The sequence below is a fragment of the Imperialibacter sp. genome (assembly GCF_040222385.1).
Classification (GTDB): Bacteria; Bacteroidota; Bacteroidia; order Cytophagales; family Cyclobacteriaceae; genus Imperialibacter.
Map to the genome: position 1 here is coordinate 34,014 of NZ_JAVKDF010000054.1, position 12,958 is coordinate 46,971.

Annotated in this window: 14 protein-coding genes; 6 read left to right on the top strand and 8 right to left on the bottom strand. The window is 46.3% G+C overall.

All coding sequences use genetic code 11. The annotated features are described in order from the left end of the window. Position 1 precedes the first annotated feature (1 nt). A complete protein-coding gene (tgt, locus tag RIG68_RS25500; RefSeq protein ID WP_350129125.1) occupies positions 2-1,132 on the bottom strand; it encodes a tRNA guanosine(34) transglycosylase Tgt in 1,131 nt (376 codons plus the stop codon). Positions 1,133-1,491: 359 nt separating this feature from the next. Here tgt and RIG68_RS25505 point away from each other — a divergent pair, with 359 nt between their 5' ends. Further along, positions 1,492-2,214 (top strand): glucosamine-6-phosphate deaminase, encoded by a 723-nt coding sequence (locus RIG68_RS25505; protein ID WP_350129128.1) that lies wholly within the window; start codon positions 1,492-1,494, stop codon positions 2,212-2,214. A 2-nt stretch (positions 2,215-2,216) separates the two neighbouring features. Here the strand turns inward: RIG68_RS25505 and RIG68_RS25510 are convergent, their stop codons facing one another. The 3 genes from RIG68_RS25510 to RIG68_RS25520 are packed head-to-tail and all read right to left on the bottom strand — an operon-like array spanning position 2,217 to position 4,573. After that, positions 2,217-2,903, bottom strand: a complete 687-nt coding sequence (locus tag RIG68_RS25510) for a LytR/AlgR family response regulator transcription factor (RefSeq protein ID WP_350129131.1) — start codon at positions 2,901-2,903, stop codon at positions 2,217-2,219. Further along, positions 2,900-3,955 carry a sensor histidine kinase gene (locus tag RIG68_RS25515; RefSeq protein ID WP_350129133.1) on the bottom strand — a complete coding sequence of 352 codons (1,056 nt, stop codon included), beginning with the start codon at positions 3,953-3,955 and terminating at the stop codon, positions 2,900-2,902. The genes RIG68_RS25510 and RIG68_RS25515 overlap by 4 nt, the downstream gene beginning before the upstream one ends. After that, positions 3,956-4,573, bottom strand: a complete 618-nt coding sequence (locus RIG68_RS25520) for a hypothetical protein (RefSeq protein WP_350129136.1) — start codon at positions 4,571-4,573, stop codon at positions 3,956-3,958. It abuts the gene before it with no gap. A gap of 280 nt (positions 4,574-4,853) precedes the next feature. Between RIG68_RS25520 and RIG68_RS25525 the strand changes: the two genes are divergently transcribed. The 4 genes from RIG68_RS25525 (at position 4,854) to rsmG (ending at position 8,270) form a co-directional block, all read left to right on the top strand. After that, positions 4,854-5,633: a hypothetical protein gene (locus RIG68_RS25525; RefSeq protein ID WP_350129139.1), complete on the top strand. Its 780-nt coding sequence runs from the start codon at positions 4,854-4,856 to the stop codon at positions 5,631-5,633. 172 nt (positions 5,634-5,805) lie between these two features. Next, complete coding sequence (locus RIG68_RS25530; protein WP_350129142.1) at positions 5,806-6,918, top strand: glycosyltransferase; 1,113 nt, start codon at positions 5,806-5,808, stop codon at positions 6,916-6,918. Beyond that, positions 6,909-7,517 (top strand): RNA polymerase sigma factor, encoded by a 609-nt coding sequence (locus tag RIG68_RS25535; protein WP_151997501.1) that lies wholly within the window; start codon positions 6,909-6,911, stop codon positions 7,515-7,517. The genes RIG68_RS25530 and RIG68_RS25535 overlap by 10 nt, the downstream gene beginning before the upstream one ends. Positions 7,518-7,643: 126 nt before the next feature. After that, positions 7,644-8,270: a 16S rRNA (guanine(527)-N(7))-methyltransferase RsmG gene (rsmG, locus tag RIG68_RS25540; RefSeq protein WP_350129145.1), complete on the top strand. Its 627-nt coding sequence runs from the start codon at positions 7,644-7,646 to the stop codon at positions 8,268-8,270. Between the two features lie 8 nt (positions 8,271-8,278). Here the strand turns inward: rsmG and RIG68_RS25545 are convergent, their stop codons facing one another. Together RIG68_RS25545 and RIG68_RS25550 are read right to left on the bottom strand one after the other, a co-directional pair. Then, the gene (locus tag RIG68_RS25545; protein ID WP_350129148.1) at positions 8,279-8,614 is read right to left on the bottom strand and encodes a type II toxin-antitoxin system PemK/MazF family toxin; all 336 of its coding nucleotides are present in this window, start codon (positions 8,612-8,614) and stop codon (positions 8,279-8,281) included. Next, complete coding sequence (locus RIG68_RS25550) at positions 8,611-8,904, bottom strand: AbrB/MazE/SpoVT family DNA-binding domain-containing protein (protein ID WP_350129151.1); 294 nt, start codon at positions 8,902-8,904, stop codon at positions 8,611-8,613. The genes RIG68_RS25545 and RIG68_RS25550 overlap by 4 nt, the downstream gene beginning before the upstream one ends. Positions 8,905-9,369: 465 nt before the next feature. Between RIG68_RS25550 and RIG68_RS25555 the strand changes: the two genes are divergently transcribed. Next, positions 9,370-10,443 (top strand): carboxypeptidase-like regulatory domain-containing protein, encoded by a 1,074-nt coding sequence (locus RIG68_RS25555; protein ID WP_350129154.1) that lies wholly within the window; start codon positions 9,370-9,372, stop codon positions 10,441-10,443. Here the strand turns inward: RIG68_RS25555 and RIG68_RS25560 are convergent. Together RIG68_RS25560 and RIG68_RS25565 are read right to left on the bottom strand one after the other, a co-directional pair. Continuing rightward, positions 10,440-12,407 carry a TonB-dependent receptor gene (locus tag RIG68_RS25560; protein WP_350129157.1) on the bottom strand — a complete coding sequence of 656 codons (1,968 nt, stop codon included), beginning with the start codon at positions 12,405-12,407 and terminating at the stop codon, positions 10,440-10,442. The genes RIG68_RS25555 and RIG68_RS25560 overlap by 4 nt on opposite strands. Continuing rightward, positions 12,364-12,957 (bottom strand): hypothetical protein, encoded by a 594-nt coding sequence (locus tag RIG68_RS25565; protein ID WP_350129160.1) that lies wholly within the window; start codon positions 12,955-12,957, stop codon positions 12,364-12,366. Before RIG68_RS25565 ends, RIG68_RS25560 begins: the two co-directional genes overlap by 44 nt. Between the last annotated feature and the right edge of the window lies 1 nt (position 12,958).

Genomic DNA, 12,958 nt, shown 5'->3' on the forward strand with positions numbered 1-12,958 from the left:
GCTACAAACGGTGGCTTACCTTCTTCACCATAATATCTTTCCAGTTGGCAAAAGTACCATCAATGATTTTTTCCCTTGCTGTATTAACCAGCCAAAGATAAAAAGTAAGATTGTGAACCGTAGCTATTTGTGCCCCCAACATTTCCTTGCTCATGATGAGGTGACGCAGGTAAGCCCGGGAATAGAACGTGCTGGCATACCCACCAACTGTTTCGTCAATCGGCGAAAAATCGTCTTTCCATTTCTCATTTTTGATATTGATAATCCCCTCAGAAGTAAACAACATGCCGTTTCTGGCATTTCTGGTTGGCATCACGCAGTCGAACATATCCACCCCCAGGGCAATGCACTCCAGGATGTTGGCTGGCGTGCCTACTCCCATCAGATAACGGGGTTTGTCGGCAGGTAGTATATTACAAACAAGGTCTGTCATTTCGTACATAAACTCAGCAGGCTCGCCCACCGACAAGCCACCAATAGCATTGCCATCCATGCCTCTGGAAGCAATGTACTCTGCAGAAACCGTACGGAGTTCTTTGTCCACACTGCCTTGCACTATGGGAAACAGCGCCTGCTCGTGCCCGTAAAGGGGTTCTGTCGTTTGCAGATGGCTGATGCACCTGTCCAGCCAACGGTGGGTCATCTCCATTGACTTTTTTGCGTAGTCCAGCTCACAGGGAAAAGGCGGGCACTCGTCAAAAGCCATGATGATGTCAGCGCCAATGGTGCGCTGGATATCCATCACATTTTCAGGCGTGAAAAGATGATTGGAGCCGTCAATGTGTGACTTGAACTTTACGCCTTCCTCTGTGATTTTCCGTTGATCGGCCAGGGAATAAACCTGATAGCCTCCGCTATCGGTAAGGATCGGCCCCGTCCAACCATTGAAGCCATGAAGCCCTCCGGCAGGCTTGAGAATATCCAGGCCCGGCCTGAGATAAAGATGGTACGTGTTGCCAAGGATGATCTGTGCTTTGATATCCTCCTTTAGTTCTCGTTGGTGCACGCCCTTTACGGAGCCCGCTGTGCCTACCGGCATGAAGATGGGGGTCTGAATCTCACCGTGCCCTGTACTTAGCTGTCCGGCCCTTGCTTTCGATCCTTTGTCTGTGGCTTGAAGTTTAAATTGCATCCCTTTTAAAAACAGGTGCAAAAATAGTGTAATAATTGGCAATAGAGAGAGAATGCGATGCAAGTATCGTCGCAAATCCCAACTCGCAAGCCTAAGACCCATATGCCATCCCTACGGGATTCTGTTCTTCATCTAGCTTACGAGTTATACCGACATTTCGTCCCTACGGGACTCGGAAACTCCGGTAATCACATCGGCCGAAACGGCACTACCCCGATCAGAACAACCGTTTGGTGATCTTAAAGGCGAAACACCTTCAGTTTTATCAGATCGAGAGACCTTAGTCCCGTCGGGACGACATATATTGGTAACCCAGGCTCGACACACTATCTTCGCCAGTCCAAAACACCTCAGACGATATGACCATCCAAACCTACACCACCTACGAAGAGCTATCCCGCAAGACCGCTGACCTGATCATCGAAAGCGTGAAGAACAAGTCCAATCCTCTGGTCTGCCTGGCCTCAGGCCATACGCCGATTGGTGTCTTCAAATGCTTCGTGGAAGACGTGAAGTCTGGCAAGCTGGATACCTCGAACTGGACGTTTGTTGGCCTGGATGAATGGAATGGTATGAACGGCACCACCAAAGGCTCATGCCGCCAAATGATGGATGAAGACCTGTTCGAACCGCTGAACATTCCAGAAAAGCAAATCGTTTTCTTTGACGGCACCCAACCCAACGTGCAGGCGCAATGTGATGAGGTAAATGAGCTGATCCACCAACATGGGGGCCTGGATGTGATGCTGGTTGGTATTGGCCTCAATGGCCACATTGGTATGAATGAGCCGAACACGGCCTTCGGTACGTATGCCCACATTAGCCAGCTGGCAGAAGAAACCATCACGGTTGGCAAAAAATACTTTCCTGGAGAAACGAAACTCTCTACCGGCATCACCATGGGATTGAAGCATTTTCAGGAAGCCAGGCTGCCCATTATTATGGCCAATGGAGAAAAGAAAGCGGGCATTATAGCTAAAGTGATAGCCTCGCAGCCAATCGAGAGTTTGCCTGCCAGCATCGTGCATGTGACTCCGCAGGCATATATAATGGTCGACAACGAAGCAGGCAGCTTGCTTTAACCTTACCCCCCCAACCTCTCCATCAATTTATCCTTGTAAGTCAGGCCTACCGGCAACATCTCCTCTCCCACTTTCACCTGATTGCCTTCCAGGTACTGAATCGCTGACAGTGAAACGATGAAGGATTTATGCAGTCTGATAAATTTCGCTGAGGGTAAACCTTCCTCAATGTTTCTTAAAATCTCGTTGGTGATTAATACTTTGTCACGGGTATACACCTTGACATAGTCGCCAATCGACTTAAAATAAAGAATATCCTCCAGCGCTATTTTGTGCAGCTTTTTATCAGCCTTGACTACAAAATAGTCTGTCTCCTGTTTTCTTCCTGAGGCCTGCAAATAGTTTTCAACTTTACCCACCGCCTTCAGAAACCGCTCGAAGGAACATGGCTTCAGGAGATAGTCGACGGCCTCCACCTCAAAGCCTTCCACTGCAAACTCTGGATAGGCAGTGATGAACACAACTGCTGGTGGTTTGGTCAAGGATTTCACCAGACTGATACCCGACAGTTTGGGCATGTTGATGTCGAGAAATACCAAATCGATGGTTTGGCTTTTCAGTACCGATGCAGCCTCCAGCGCATTGCTACATTTGGCCACCAATTCCAACTGTGGCGTGTCGGTCACATAGCCTTCAATTACCTCTTGCGACAGTGGTTCGTCATCCACAATAAGACACCTGAGTTTCATCGTAGTTCTATTGTTAAGTGAACTTTATACTCGTCCTCCGCTTCATCCAACTCCAGGGTATAGCGGTCTTCATATATCAACTCAAGCCGCTTTTTCACATTCTCCAGCCCTATGCCCCCGTATTTCTTTTGCTCCACATCGTCAATACTTCCCACATTATTGCGACAAGTAAAATCGACAAAATCGTCCCCAACTTCCATTTTCACATCAACATAGGAATCGCCTGTTTCCCCTTTTATGCCGTGCTTAAAGCTGTTTTCAACAAATGGAATAAACAGTAATGGAGCAATTCTTTGTTCTCTTACCTCGCCAACGATTTCTAATGATATCCTGGCATGGTGATCGGATCGCAACCGTTGCAGGTTGATGTAATTCTCGATAAAAGCTATCTCCTTTTCAAGCCGTACCTTCTCATCTTTTGCTTCGTAAATCATATAGCGTAAAACCTCCGACAACTTCAATATCGAGGCTGGCGTCTTCTTATCCCCTTTCAGCGAAAGACCATAAAGGTTGTTGAGGCTATTGAAAAGAAAATGTGGGTTGACCTGCGACTTGAGTGCCTCCAACTCCGCATCGAGCTTTTCTTGTCGGGTCTCTGCCAGTTTGGTCTTCGCTTCGGCTAGCTGAAACCAGCCCTTCGATAGCTTCAACAAAGTGCTCACACCTACGTAAACGAGAAAAAACTGAACAATGTCAGGCAGCTCATAGTAGCTGATGAAATAGTAGCCGGGCAGCAGGAAGTCGACCAAATAATCGAAGAACCAGATATTGAGCTGGCTGAAAATCAGAATAGAAAGACTTGCAAGGCCGATGTAAAGAAAGTACCTGCCCTTGTCCAGCAGTTTCGGGATCAGAACAAGGAGATTGAGGTAAACGGGTATGATCAGCGTAAAATGAAACAACCCGTCGTAGATGTAATCAATGTTACGAATCTCGCTGTCGGTAGAAAAAATCCGCAGCAACACATAAAAGGACAGCACCCAAAAGGCCAGGTGCTGCACCAACCTGTTGGATACTGTCTTTTTGAACAACTGCTTACTACTTTTCATCATTTACTGGCGCTTTCTGACAAACTTATCAGGTTCGCTGAAAGCTTTGGGGTCATTGTGATATTTCGCCACAAACTTTTGAAGCTCATTCGTTGACGCCGTCAACACTACCCTGTCGGCACCATGCGCTTTCACCACTTCATGAGAAATTCTGATCTGGTTGTTTTTTATCAGATCGCTGAGCCATTCACTGTCAAACTGATAGATGTATAAACTGTCATCCTGCGTTTCCACCTTTGAAAAGGTATGAACAGGAAGTAAATTCCCCAGGAGTATGTCGTTTCCTATTTCTTTGTCATAGTTTTCTGCTGGAAACAGATCGATAAAATAGGTCCCATCCAGTTTCACCATATAGGCATCGAGGTTGGTTTCAACCGAATCTCCATGGTAGGTTATTTGATAGGCCTTGGGGTTTACCAACTCCTTCTTCAGTTGATTGGCATCCGGCCTTTGAGCTCTATTAATTACCCAGCTATTGCCATCATCATCTATCCATTCTCCTTCCAAAAAGGGCTCATAGATCATAGTTTTTTCATCGTACAAGGGGTGCAACGACTGAACAGTGCATGAGGATGCCGCCATTACCAGGGCAAGCATTCCTATAATCGATTTAGCTTTCATCTTCTTGTGTTTTTGTGATTAATTATTTCCACGAAGAAATAGCCCGCCCATCGAACGCTCAAAAAACTTCGATGTACACCAAAAAACTCGGGGTAAAATGAGAAATACTCCCGGTCTTTTCCTAATCAGTCTTCCTCATGTCAATATGATTCGGAGGTACGATGACTCCACTCTATTCTTCACCCGCCCTCCAAAACGAACTTAACTAATTGACATATAACTACTTGTGTTTTTGGCCCGCCATTTGCATATATCAGACCAGAACCAAACAATTACGGTCATGAAAACTTCTACATTAATTCTGAGTTTGAGCTTGCTGGTACTGGTTAGTACTACAGAAGCTGTTTCACAACCTTCATTTGCTTTCTATTATAGCAGCTACGGTGACCAGCTGAGCTGGAATGTTCCGCAGGCAGTGATGTACAAAATAAATCGCTCTTACTACGGCTACGATGTAGTCCATGTTCGGCAGGTACCTTACAGAGGTTTCATTGACTTCGAAATAATCCTTGAAAACAGAGGCACCTTCCTGTCAGTGAATATTGATCACTACGGGCGAATCCTCAATTCGGTGCAGATCGTGAACTCCCACTTTGCTCATCACATTTGTGACAGCTACTGTGGGTTCCATGCTAATCACTATGAGAGGTACTACCGCCCAAGACCAATAGTGGTTGCCAGCAAGTATCATTACTATAACAAAGGATACGCCCACGGCAAGGGTCATCATGACAAGTACCATCATAGCAATGACCACAAATATGGCAACAACAACCATCAGAAAGGTCAGCAACATGGCAAATATGATAACGACCGTCGTGACAATAATCAATACCGTGATAGCCAGAATGGAAAGAGTTATGATAAAGATGGGCGCCGTGACAACAACCAAAACACTGGAAAAGGCAGCTCAAATGATAAGTACCGTGGCCAGGCCAGCGAAAGCAGAGTGACGGATACTAATAGCAAAACAGAAAGTACTGGTTACAGAAGAGGTCTTCAACCTGTGACGCCGGCGACAACCGCAACGGCTCGTCAGCTAAGCACAAGAGGTAACTGATTTCTGAATAATTGATAGTTCGTTGTTGGAGTTTGAAAAGGAGCGGCACCTGTCGCTCCTTTTTTTGTGCACCACTACTGAAAATCATCACTTCATATTTAGCCCTGCAATTCGATCATCTAATTGGCTAAAAAACCTATCTTTGGTGCTTTTGAAAACTTGAGCGTTCTACATGGAGTATTTAGTACCAGCCTTGTGTGGTTTTTTTCTTTTCATTCATCTTTTCTTTCAATTCAAATGGTGGATTGGTTTAAGCAAAGTCAATACGCAGCAGAAAAAGCTCACCAAAACAGAAGCAGGTGTTTCCGTGATTGTTTGCGCTCACGACGAAGAGGAAAACCTGAAGGAGCTTATTCCGCTCCTTCTGGCCCAGAACTACCCCAACTTTGAGGTAATCATTGTGGACGACCGCAGCAATGATGGCACCTACGACTACTTGCTGGCGCTAAAAGACAGCACGCCCAAGCTCAAAATGGTGCGTGTAGACAGCTCACCCAACCATGTCAACGGCAAGAAGTATGGCCTGACACTGGGGATAAAAGCAGCGGCCAACGACATTGTGCTGCTCACCGACGCCGACTGTCGCCCGGCTTCCGACCAATGGGTGGCAGAAATGGCTAAAGGATTCAGCTCAGAAAAAATTCAATTCGTGCTCGGGTATTCCCCATACTACACTGAAAAGGGCTTTCTTAATAATTTCATTCAGTGGGAAACCACTATCACGGGCATCAACTACCTCGGGTCGGCTGGTGTGGGTGGCGCCTTTATGGGAGTTGGACGCAACCTGGCTTACCGGAAGTCGTTCTTTCTTGACAACAAAGGTTTCAATGCGCATTTGAAAGTGACCGGAGGAGACGATGATTTGTACGTAAATGCCCATGCCACTTCGCAAAACACGGTGGCCATTGTGAACCCACAGGCACTGGTTTACTCTCACCCAAAAAAATCATTTGGCACCTATTGGACGCAGAAGCTAAGGCACCTTTCGGTGGGCAAAAGATATAATGCCGGGGATAAAATTAATTTAGGCCTCTGGTCGTTTTCCCAGATAGGATTTTGGGTGACTTTGCTTATTTTAGCCCTTTCAAATACCCAACCCTATTGGGCTTTGGGAGGTTTTTTGGGCAGGGAAGTATTGACCTTGGGCTTGTTGAGTTACTTCCATCGGCTAACCGGACATCGTTTTTCTTACTGGGCGCTACCAGTAATTGATTTATTTTATGGAGTATACCTGCTTCTTGTTGGTGGCAGGGCTACATTTGCTAAACGGGTTAAATGGACGTAAACAAACAATTTTCTGACAAAGCATTACGGGATTTCAAGCTGATCGACAAAGCCACGGTCGACGGGGAGGAACATGCCTATGCAGATTTGATGCAGCTATACAAAAAGCCCGTTTATCACATGATCCTCAAAATGGTGAGGAACATTGACGATGCTGAGGACCTGACCATTGAGGCATTTGCCAAGGCCTTTCGCAACCTTCACAAATTCAAGAAAGACTACACATTTAGCACCTGGCTGTTTCGCATAGCTACTAACAATGCCATCGACTTTATCAGGAAAAAGAAGCTGGACACCTATAGCCTCAACACCAGTTTTACTGACGAAAGTGGAGACTCTGTGAATATTGATGTTCAGGATGAGAACCTGAACCCAGCAGAGGAAACCATCAAAACGCAAAAGATAGAGATTGTGCAGATGTTTGTGAACAAACTGCCCGCCAAGTACCAGAAGCTGGTGCGTCTTCGCTATTTCGACGAGCTAAGCTATGAAGAAATAGCCGTGGAGCTTGAGGCACCACTGGGCACAGTGAAGGCGCAACTGCACAGGGCTCGGGAGCTGATGTACGACCTGGTGAAAGAGAAAAAAGATCATATCTGAGGATGATATCTGAGGATGATATCTGAACTTTAGTGAGGCCTGTCAGGGGACAGGCCATGGGAATGAACGGGAGCTTCCTCAATCCCCCTTGGTCTGTCCCCTGACAGACTTAAAATAATCAAGACCTTGAATCAAGACCTCATCTTCCGCTATTTCCCTGATCTATCGCCTCGGCAAAAAGAGCAATTCACAGCCCTTTACCCTCTTTACGAAGACTGGAACTCCAAGATCAACGTCGTTTCCAGGAAAGACATTGAGCAACTCTACCTTCACCACGTGTTGCACTCGCTGGCTATTGCCAAACTGGTTTCATTTCAACCAGGAACAAAGATTTTAGACGTCGGCACTGGTGGTGGCTTTCCTGGTATCCCTCTCGCTATCCTCTTTCCTGAGGCCGAATTCACACTTGTCGACTCGATTGGCAAAAAGATATTGGTGGTAAAAGAGGTCTGCAAAGGGGCAGGCATCCAAAACGTAACGGCTATTCACGGCAGAGCCGAAGAACAGAAAGGCGAATGGGATTTTGTCGTAAGCCGGGCGGTCACTCGCCTGAAGCCCTTTATAGAATGGGTTGAAAATAAAATTAGTAAAACGCCTAAGCACTCCGTCCCCAATGGCATTCTGTGCCTTAAAGGCGGCGACCTGGACGAAGAACTCTCAGAGATCGATTACCCTCACCATGTGCATGACCTCAGCGACTTCTTTAAGGAAGAGTTTTTCGAAACGAAGAAGCTTGTGATGGTGAGTGTGTAAAAGGCTAGTTACAGCAAATCGAGAACTTTCATCAAGCCCAGCTTTATATCATCCATTTCATCGTTGCTCAATTTGCCTAACCTCCTGATGAATCTTTTCTGGGAGATCGACTTCACCTGAAAGCAATCGGCAATGCTTAGTTTAGTCAGCCCATTGGAAGGCGAGGGTGTCAAGACGACATGCCATTCCTTAGGCACCTTTAAGCCGTCAGTTACAGGTACTACCACTTTGAGGTCGAGTGCCCCCATCGTATCGTTGTTGACCACAATAGCAGGCCGGGTTTTTCTGATTTCATCGCCCACCTGAGGCGAAAAATTAACCTCCCAAACCTCACCTGCTGTCATTCGTCCGAAATGTTTAAGTCAATATCTGCCCACTGGCTCTCCTGCTGATAGAAATCGATGATTTCAGGATCATTGGCAGCAGCCCTCATTCTCTCATAAATTTGGGCTTTTGACGCTCTTGCCGCTTCTACCTTCTTCTGAAATGGATTGTCAGCAGATTTATGAGGCCTTATAAGTATTCCTTCACTTGTTTCCTCAAGGGTTACCTTCTCCAAATGATACTTTTCTATGAGGTGTTTTGGAAGAATAATAGCCTGACTGTTTCCTACGGTGGTGAGAGATTTAACCATTCTTAAATTTAGTAAAAGTAATAACAAAATTATAACAATTAGTTGAATTTTAGTAAGTACTCATTCAATCCACCAAAGACTGATCTGCTTTCAATTGTCAGCCCAGTATCTAAGGATAGCGTCCTTCCCAGATTTGGAAAATTGAAGCGGCAACATTTCGGCTAAGTCGAGATTTATGGCACGTATTGAGCAGTATTGATACGAAAATGAGCCGCAAGCTTAGCACTCCGTCCCCAACGGCATTCTATGCCTTGAAGGCGGCGATCTGGACGAAGAACTGTCAGAGATCGATTACCCCTACCATGTGCATGACCTCAGCGACTTTTTTAAGGAAGAGTTTTTCGAAACCAAGAAGCTGGTGATGGTGAGTACGTAACGTCATTCAGGTTCTTTCTTTCCTTCTTAATTGCTCGTCAATGCCTGACAAGCTATATTAAAGGTTATTACAACTTTTCTCCTTTCTCAATGAGAATACTTCCAGCAGCCTGCATTTTAGTATTTTTTGTCGCTGATGTCTGTGCCCAAGCCATTTCAGGAAAAGTAGTAGATGCCACAACGAGCCAACCGCTGCCATTTGCCAATGTATATATCAACAACTCCACCATTGGAACGACCACGAGTCAGCTGGGAACTTTCACCCTCCAAACTACAGGGGCGGCAAACATTGAGCTTATAACTTCTTACGTGGGGTATGTCAGTAACCGCCAAACATTGGCCATAGTTGATGGCAACATTCAGGATTTGGTTATCAGGTTGGAACCTTCGGGAGAGTACCTGGGTGAAGTTGAAGTGGTGGCAAAGAAAGACAAGGCTTGGGATGCCATGTACAACAGGTTCGAAAAAGCTTTTTTGGGTTCAACGGCTAATGCCAGCCACAGTAAAATTCTCAATCCATGGGTGATCGATTTAAGGGCAGAAGGAAGTATGATTTATGCCAATGCCAAAGCACCTGTGGAAATAGAGAACAAAGCGCTGGGCTACAAAGTCAATTTCGATTTGAAGGAATTTGCCGTATCGGATTCTTCATTTAGGATTTTGGGTTATTCGTTCTTTTCAGAGCTGGAGCCTGAACGAAAAAGTGATCCAAGAAGATGGAAAAAAACAAGAGAACAGGCCTATGACAGGTCCATTCAGCATTTGCTTTTGGCCATTATCGATAATGCTACCAAGAAAAACGGGCTTGAACTCTATAAGCAGCTGCCTGGCACGATGAACATGCAAAAGACGCAATGGTTTTATGAAGAAGAGCTGGGGCAGCGTGTTGTAGTGATTGAACCCGAGCAGTTGAACATTCAAAAGACAAATGGCATGGTATCGATGCAGTTACCTGAAATGCTGGAGGTTCATTTCAACCGTATCAGCGCCAGGAAGCGGGTGTACAGAGATGTGCCGTTCGAAATTTCATGGATTGTCCCAAACACGAGCAGGGTGTTGATTAACAAAAATGGTTTACCAACTGACCCCAACAGCATCTCCGTATACGGCTACCTGGCTTCTCTGAGGGTAGCTGACCTGATGCCGATCAACTATCAGCCTTAGTTCACTTTAAAGGTTTCTATTTTTACAAAGGGCCTGCCATCTAGCGTAATTCCCTCAATCCACACCTCGAATTCTGAAGCAACGTCAGAGGTATAAAACCCAACAGACGCCGGTTCCAATTCTGACGTTGTTAGTCCCGCTCGCCAAAACAAAGTGGGGCGGAAATCGGGTCGTGAATGTGCATCAGCCTTTCTACTATAGTCAGGTGAATAAAACTCTCTGGACTGATAATAACCTGAGTGCACGAAGGAAGCGACGCCTTTGGCTTCATAGTTTGCAGAAAGGCTTTTTTCATCTTTGAGATAAATAGCCACAACACCTCCAGCTCCCCTACTTCCGTATATTGCTGCCCCTGCCCCAGTTAGTATATCTATAAAATCTATTCTGCTAACCGGAAGCGCCTTTACTAACTCCACATCAGCAGGCGCTCCATTGATCAAATAAAGAGGAAAAATAGGCCCAGTTAAACTAGTCTTACTTCTTATCTGTACTTCATATACCGTTTGGGCACTGTTTGGAGTTGTAAGCTCGATAACCCGGAGACCAGGTATTCCATTAAACAGATTAAAAACCGAATTATATTGGCCTGTTTGGCTCATAGAGTCCACATCCAGACGGATATCGGCATGGCTGTATATTTTCCCGGCAGGCTCAAATCGCTTGTACTCCATCAGCCGACCGCTTTCTACTTTGATCTCTTTCAACACCACTACATCCTCTCCCCCAAAGGCCAGCTCCACTTCCCTGATCTTCTTCATTTCTTCCAGAAATGCTTTCATAGACTCCCCTCCCAAGTCTTTAGGTTCAAATACATAGCCTACCTCAGGAGATACGTAAGGCTGTAAAATAATTTTAGAGGAAGCATTCACCTCCCCGCTTTCCACCTTTTTCTTCAGGTTCTTATTGTCCTTTAGCTCCCTGGGCGTTTGAAAAATGAGGTTCGTGGAATCGTAAAAGTCCAGCGAATCGAAAGCGAAGCTGCCAATGGAATCGGTCATGCTCTCTGCCAGAAATATTCCTCCTTTTCTATCGGTAGCAGTCAGAGTAATTTTACCTTTAACCAAAGCCTTCTGGGTATTGTAAAAGTCAGTTGCTATGCCCTTTAATGAAAAGCCGGACGCTTCCAACGGGAATATCGGTGCGTCTTGGGTTGCTTCAATCACCTCCTTCCAGGTAAATCTTCTCCAGCCCTGGGTAAGGAGCAAGTTGTCCAGGTCTTCCAGTCTGTGGCTATTGCCCTCGTCAAAATAATGGCCAGGATGAGCGATTTCCCCTCTTAAGTCCGAGTCCAGCAGCAGATAACTTTTGATATTATTACCGTCAGCATCATGGTGAATTTTAGCCTTGTCCGTTATGGCAACAGACATGATCATATTGGGTTCCTCGCCTAATTCGGGCTGGATATTGAATGAAACCAGCTCTCTTTTGCCGTAGGTGTCCTGCAGGCCATTTACCTCCAGCGCCACCTCCAGATCCGGTCTCTCGTTGAACACCAGGCGCTCGCACTGTGGGCGCCCTTCCTCGTCGAACCAGGTCAAAGTGACGATGCCTTCGGGTACGTCTTCCTTGGCGATCAAGGCCTCCAGAACTGTGGCGTTGGCTGCCTGTGTGATAAAAACAGCCCCCCGTACATGGCCGACAAGAAACCCTTTTTTGGCTCCCTCCTCTGCCGTTCCTTCAACCTTAACTGCGATGTATTTCTCCCCCAGCGCAGAAGCAGTTAGGACAAAGCCGCTATCCTTTGCTGCTGGAATCGGCTTCTCTATCGTCTCCTGCCCAAAATGCAGTATGGCTTTGTACGTTTTTCCTTTTTCGGGGTGTAATTTGAATTTACCCATCCCCCTATCGCCTGTCGTGATATCAGCGACTTTTGCTCCATCATTGTTTACTACCTCGCCTGTTACCTTCAGGCCCTCTCCATCAGGGCTGGTGACTTTGAGACCCCTCCGTGCTCCAAAGCCCACTCACAAGGTCGCCTCCTTCAGGAAAGAACTGAACACTCACTAGCTTTGAAAGGGAGCCCGCCTGCTGCCCGCTAGCCGAAACCTGAGTAGGCTGACCAGTTTCATCATCGTAGCTCAGTCCTTCTATCCTGATCTCCTTGTGAAAGAAATAGCGCTGGTCAAAATTCCGCATAAAGCTGGTGTAGCCCCGGAGCAGGTACTGGCCGCCCTGTAACGTGCCGGCCAGGGCAAACTCTCCGTTACCCGTACCCTGATTGATGCCAATATCTCTCCTTGCCAGCACTTCTTTCTCTTCGTTGATCAACTCCACATAGACAATCTTGCTGGGAGCAGTGGCCATGTGCGACACACCATGGGTCAGATAGGCTGCGAACCAGATGGTGTCACCTGCCGCATAGTAGGGCTTGTCGGTATGCAAATAAACTTTCTCAGGGGTGTAGTACGACAGGTAGTCTTCCAGCTTTTGTACGAGCTGCTCGGGTTGGGTCACAACTGCTGCAAACGAACAGAGCAAGACAGCAATCAAGTATATGGCTGGTTTTCTCTTCATC

What these genes read in the sequence shown, in the direction of transcription:
- tgt (WP_350129125.1), bottom strand. Translation starts at nt 1,132, where the DNA reads ATGCAATTTAAACTTCAAGCCACAGACAAAGGATCGAAAGCAAGGGCC.
- RIG68_RS25545 (WP_350129148.1), bottom strand. Translation starts at nt 8,614, where the DNA reads ATGACAGCAGGTGAGGTTTGGGAGGTTAATTTTTCGCCTCAGGTGGGC.
- RIG68_RS25505 (WP_350129128.1), top strand. Translation starts at nt 1,492, where the DNA reads ATGACCATCCAAACCTACACCACCTACGAAGAGCTATCCCGCAAGACC.
- RIG68_RS25515 (WP_350129133.1), bottom strand. Translation starts at nt 3,955, where the DNA reads ATGATGAAAAGTAGTAAGCAGTTGTTCAAAAAGACAGTATCCAACAGG.
- RIG68_RS25520 (WP_350129136.1), bottom strand. Translation starts at nt 4,573, where the DNA reads ATGAAAGCTAAATCGATTATAGGAATGCTTGCCCTGGTAATGGCGGCA.
- RIG68_RS25550 (WP_350129151.1), bottom strand. Translation starts at nt 8,904, where the DNA reads ATGGTTAAATCTCTCACCACCGTAGGAAACAGTCAGGCTATTATTCTT.
- RIG68_RS25530 (WP_350129142.1), top strand. Translation starts at nt 5,806, where the DNA reads ATGGAGTATTTAGTACCAGCCTTGTGTGGTTTTTTTCTTTTCATTCAT.
- RIG68_RS25555 (WP_350129154.1), top strand. Translation starts at nt 9,370, where the DNA reads ATGAGAATACTTCCAGCAGCCTGCATTTTAGTATTTTTTGTCGCTGAT.
- RIG68_RS25510 (WP_350129131.1), bottom strand. Translation starts at nt 2,903, where the DNA reads ATGAAACTCAGGTGTCTTATTGTGGATGACGAACCACTGTCGCAAGAG.
- RIG68_RS25535 (WP_151997501.1), top strand. Translation starts at nt 6,909, where the DNA reads ATGGACGTAAACAAACAATTTTCTGACAAAGCATTACGGGATTTCAAG.
- RIG68_RS25565 (WP_350129160.1), bottom strand. Translation starts at nt 12,957, where the DNA reads ATGAAGAGAAAACCAGCCATATACTTGATTGCTGTCTTGCTCTGTTCG.
- RIG68_RS25525 (WP_350129139.1), top strand. Translation starts at nt 4,854, where the DNA reads ATGAAAACTTCTACATTAATTCTGAGTTTGAGCTTGCTGGTACTGGTT.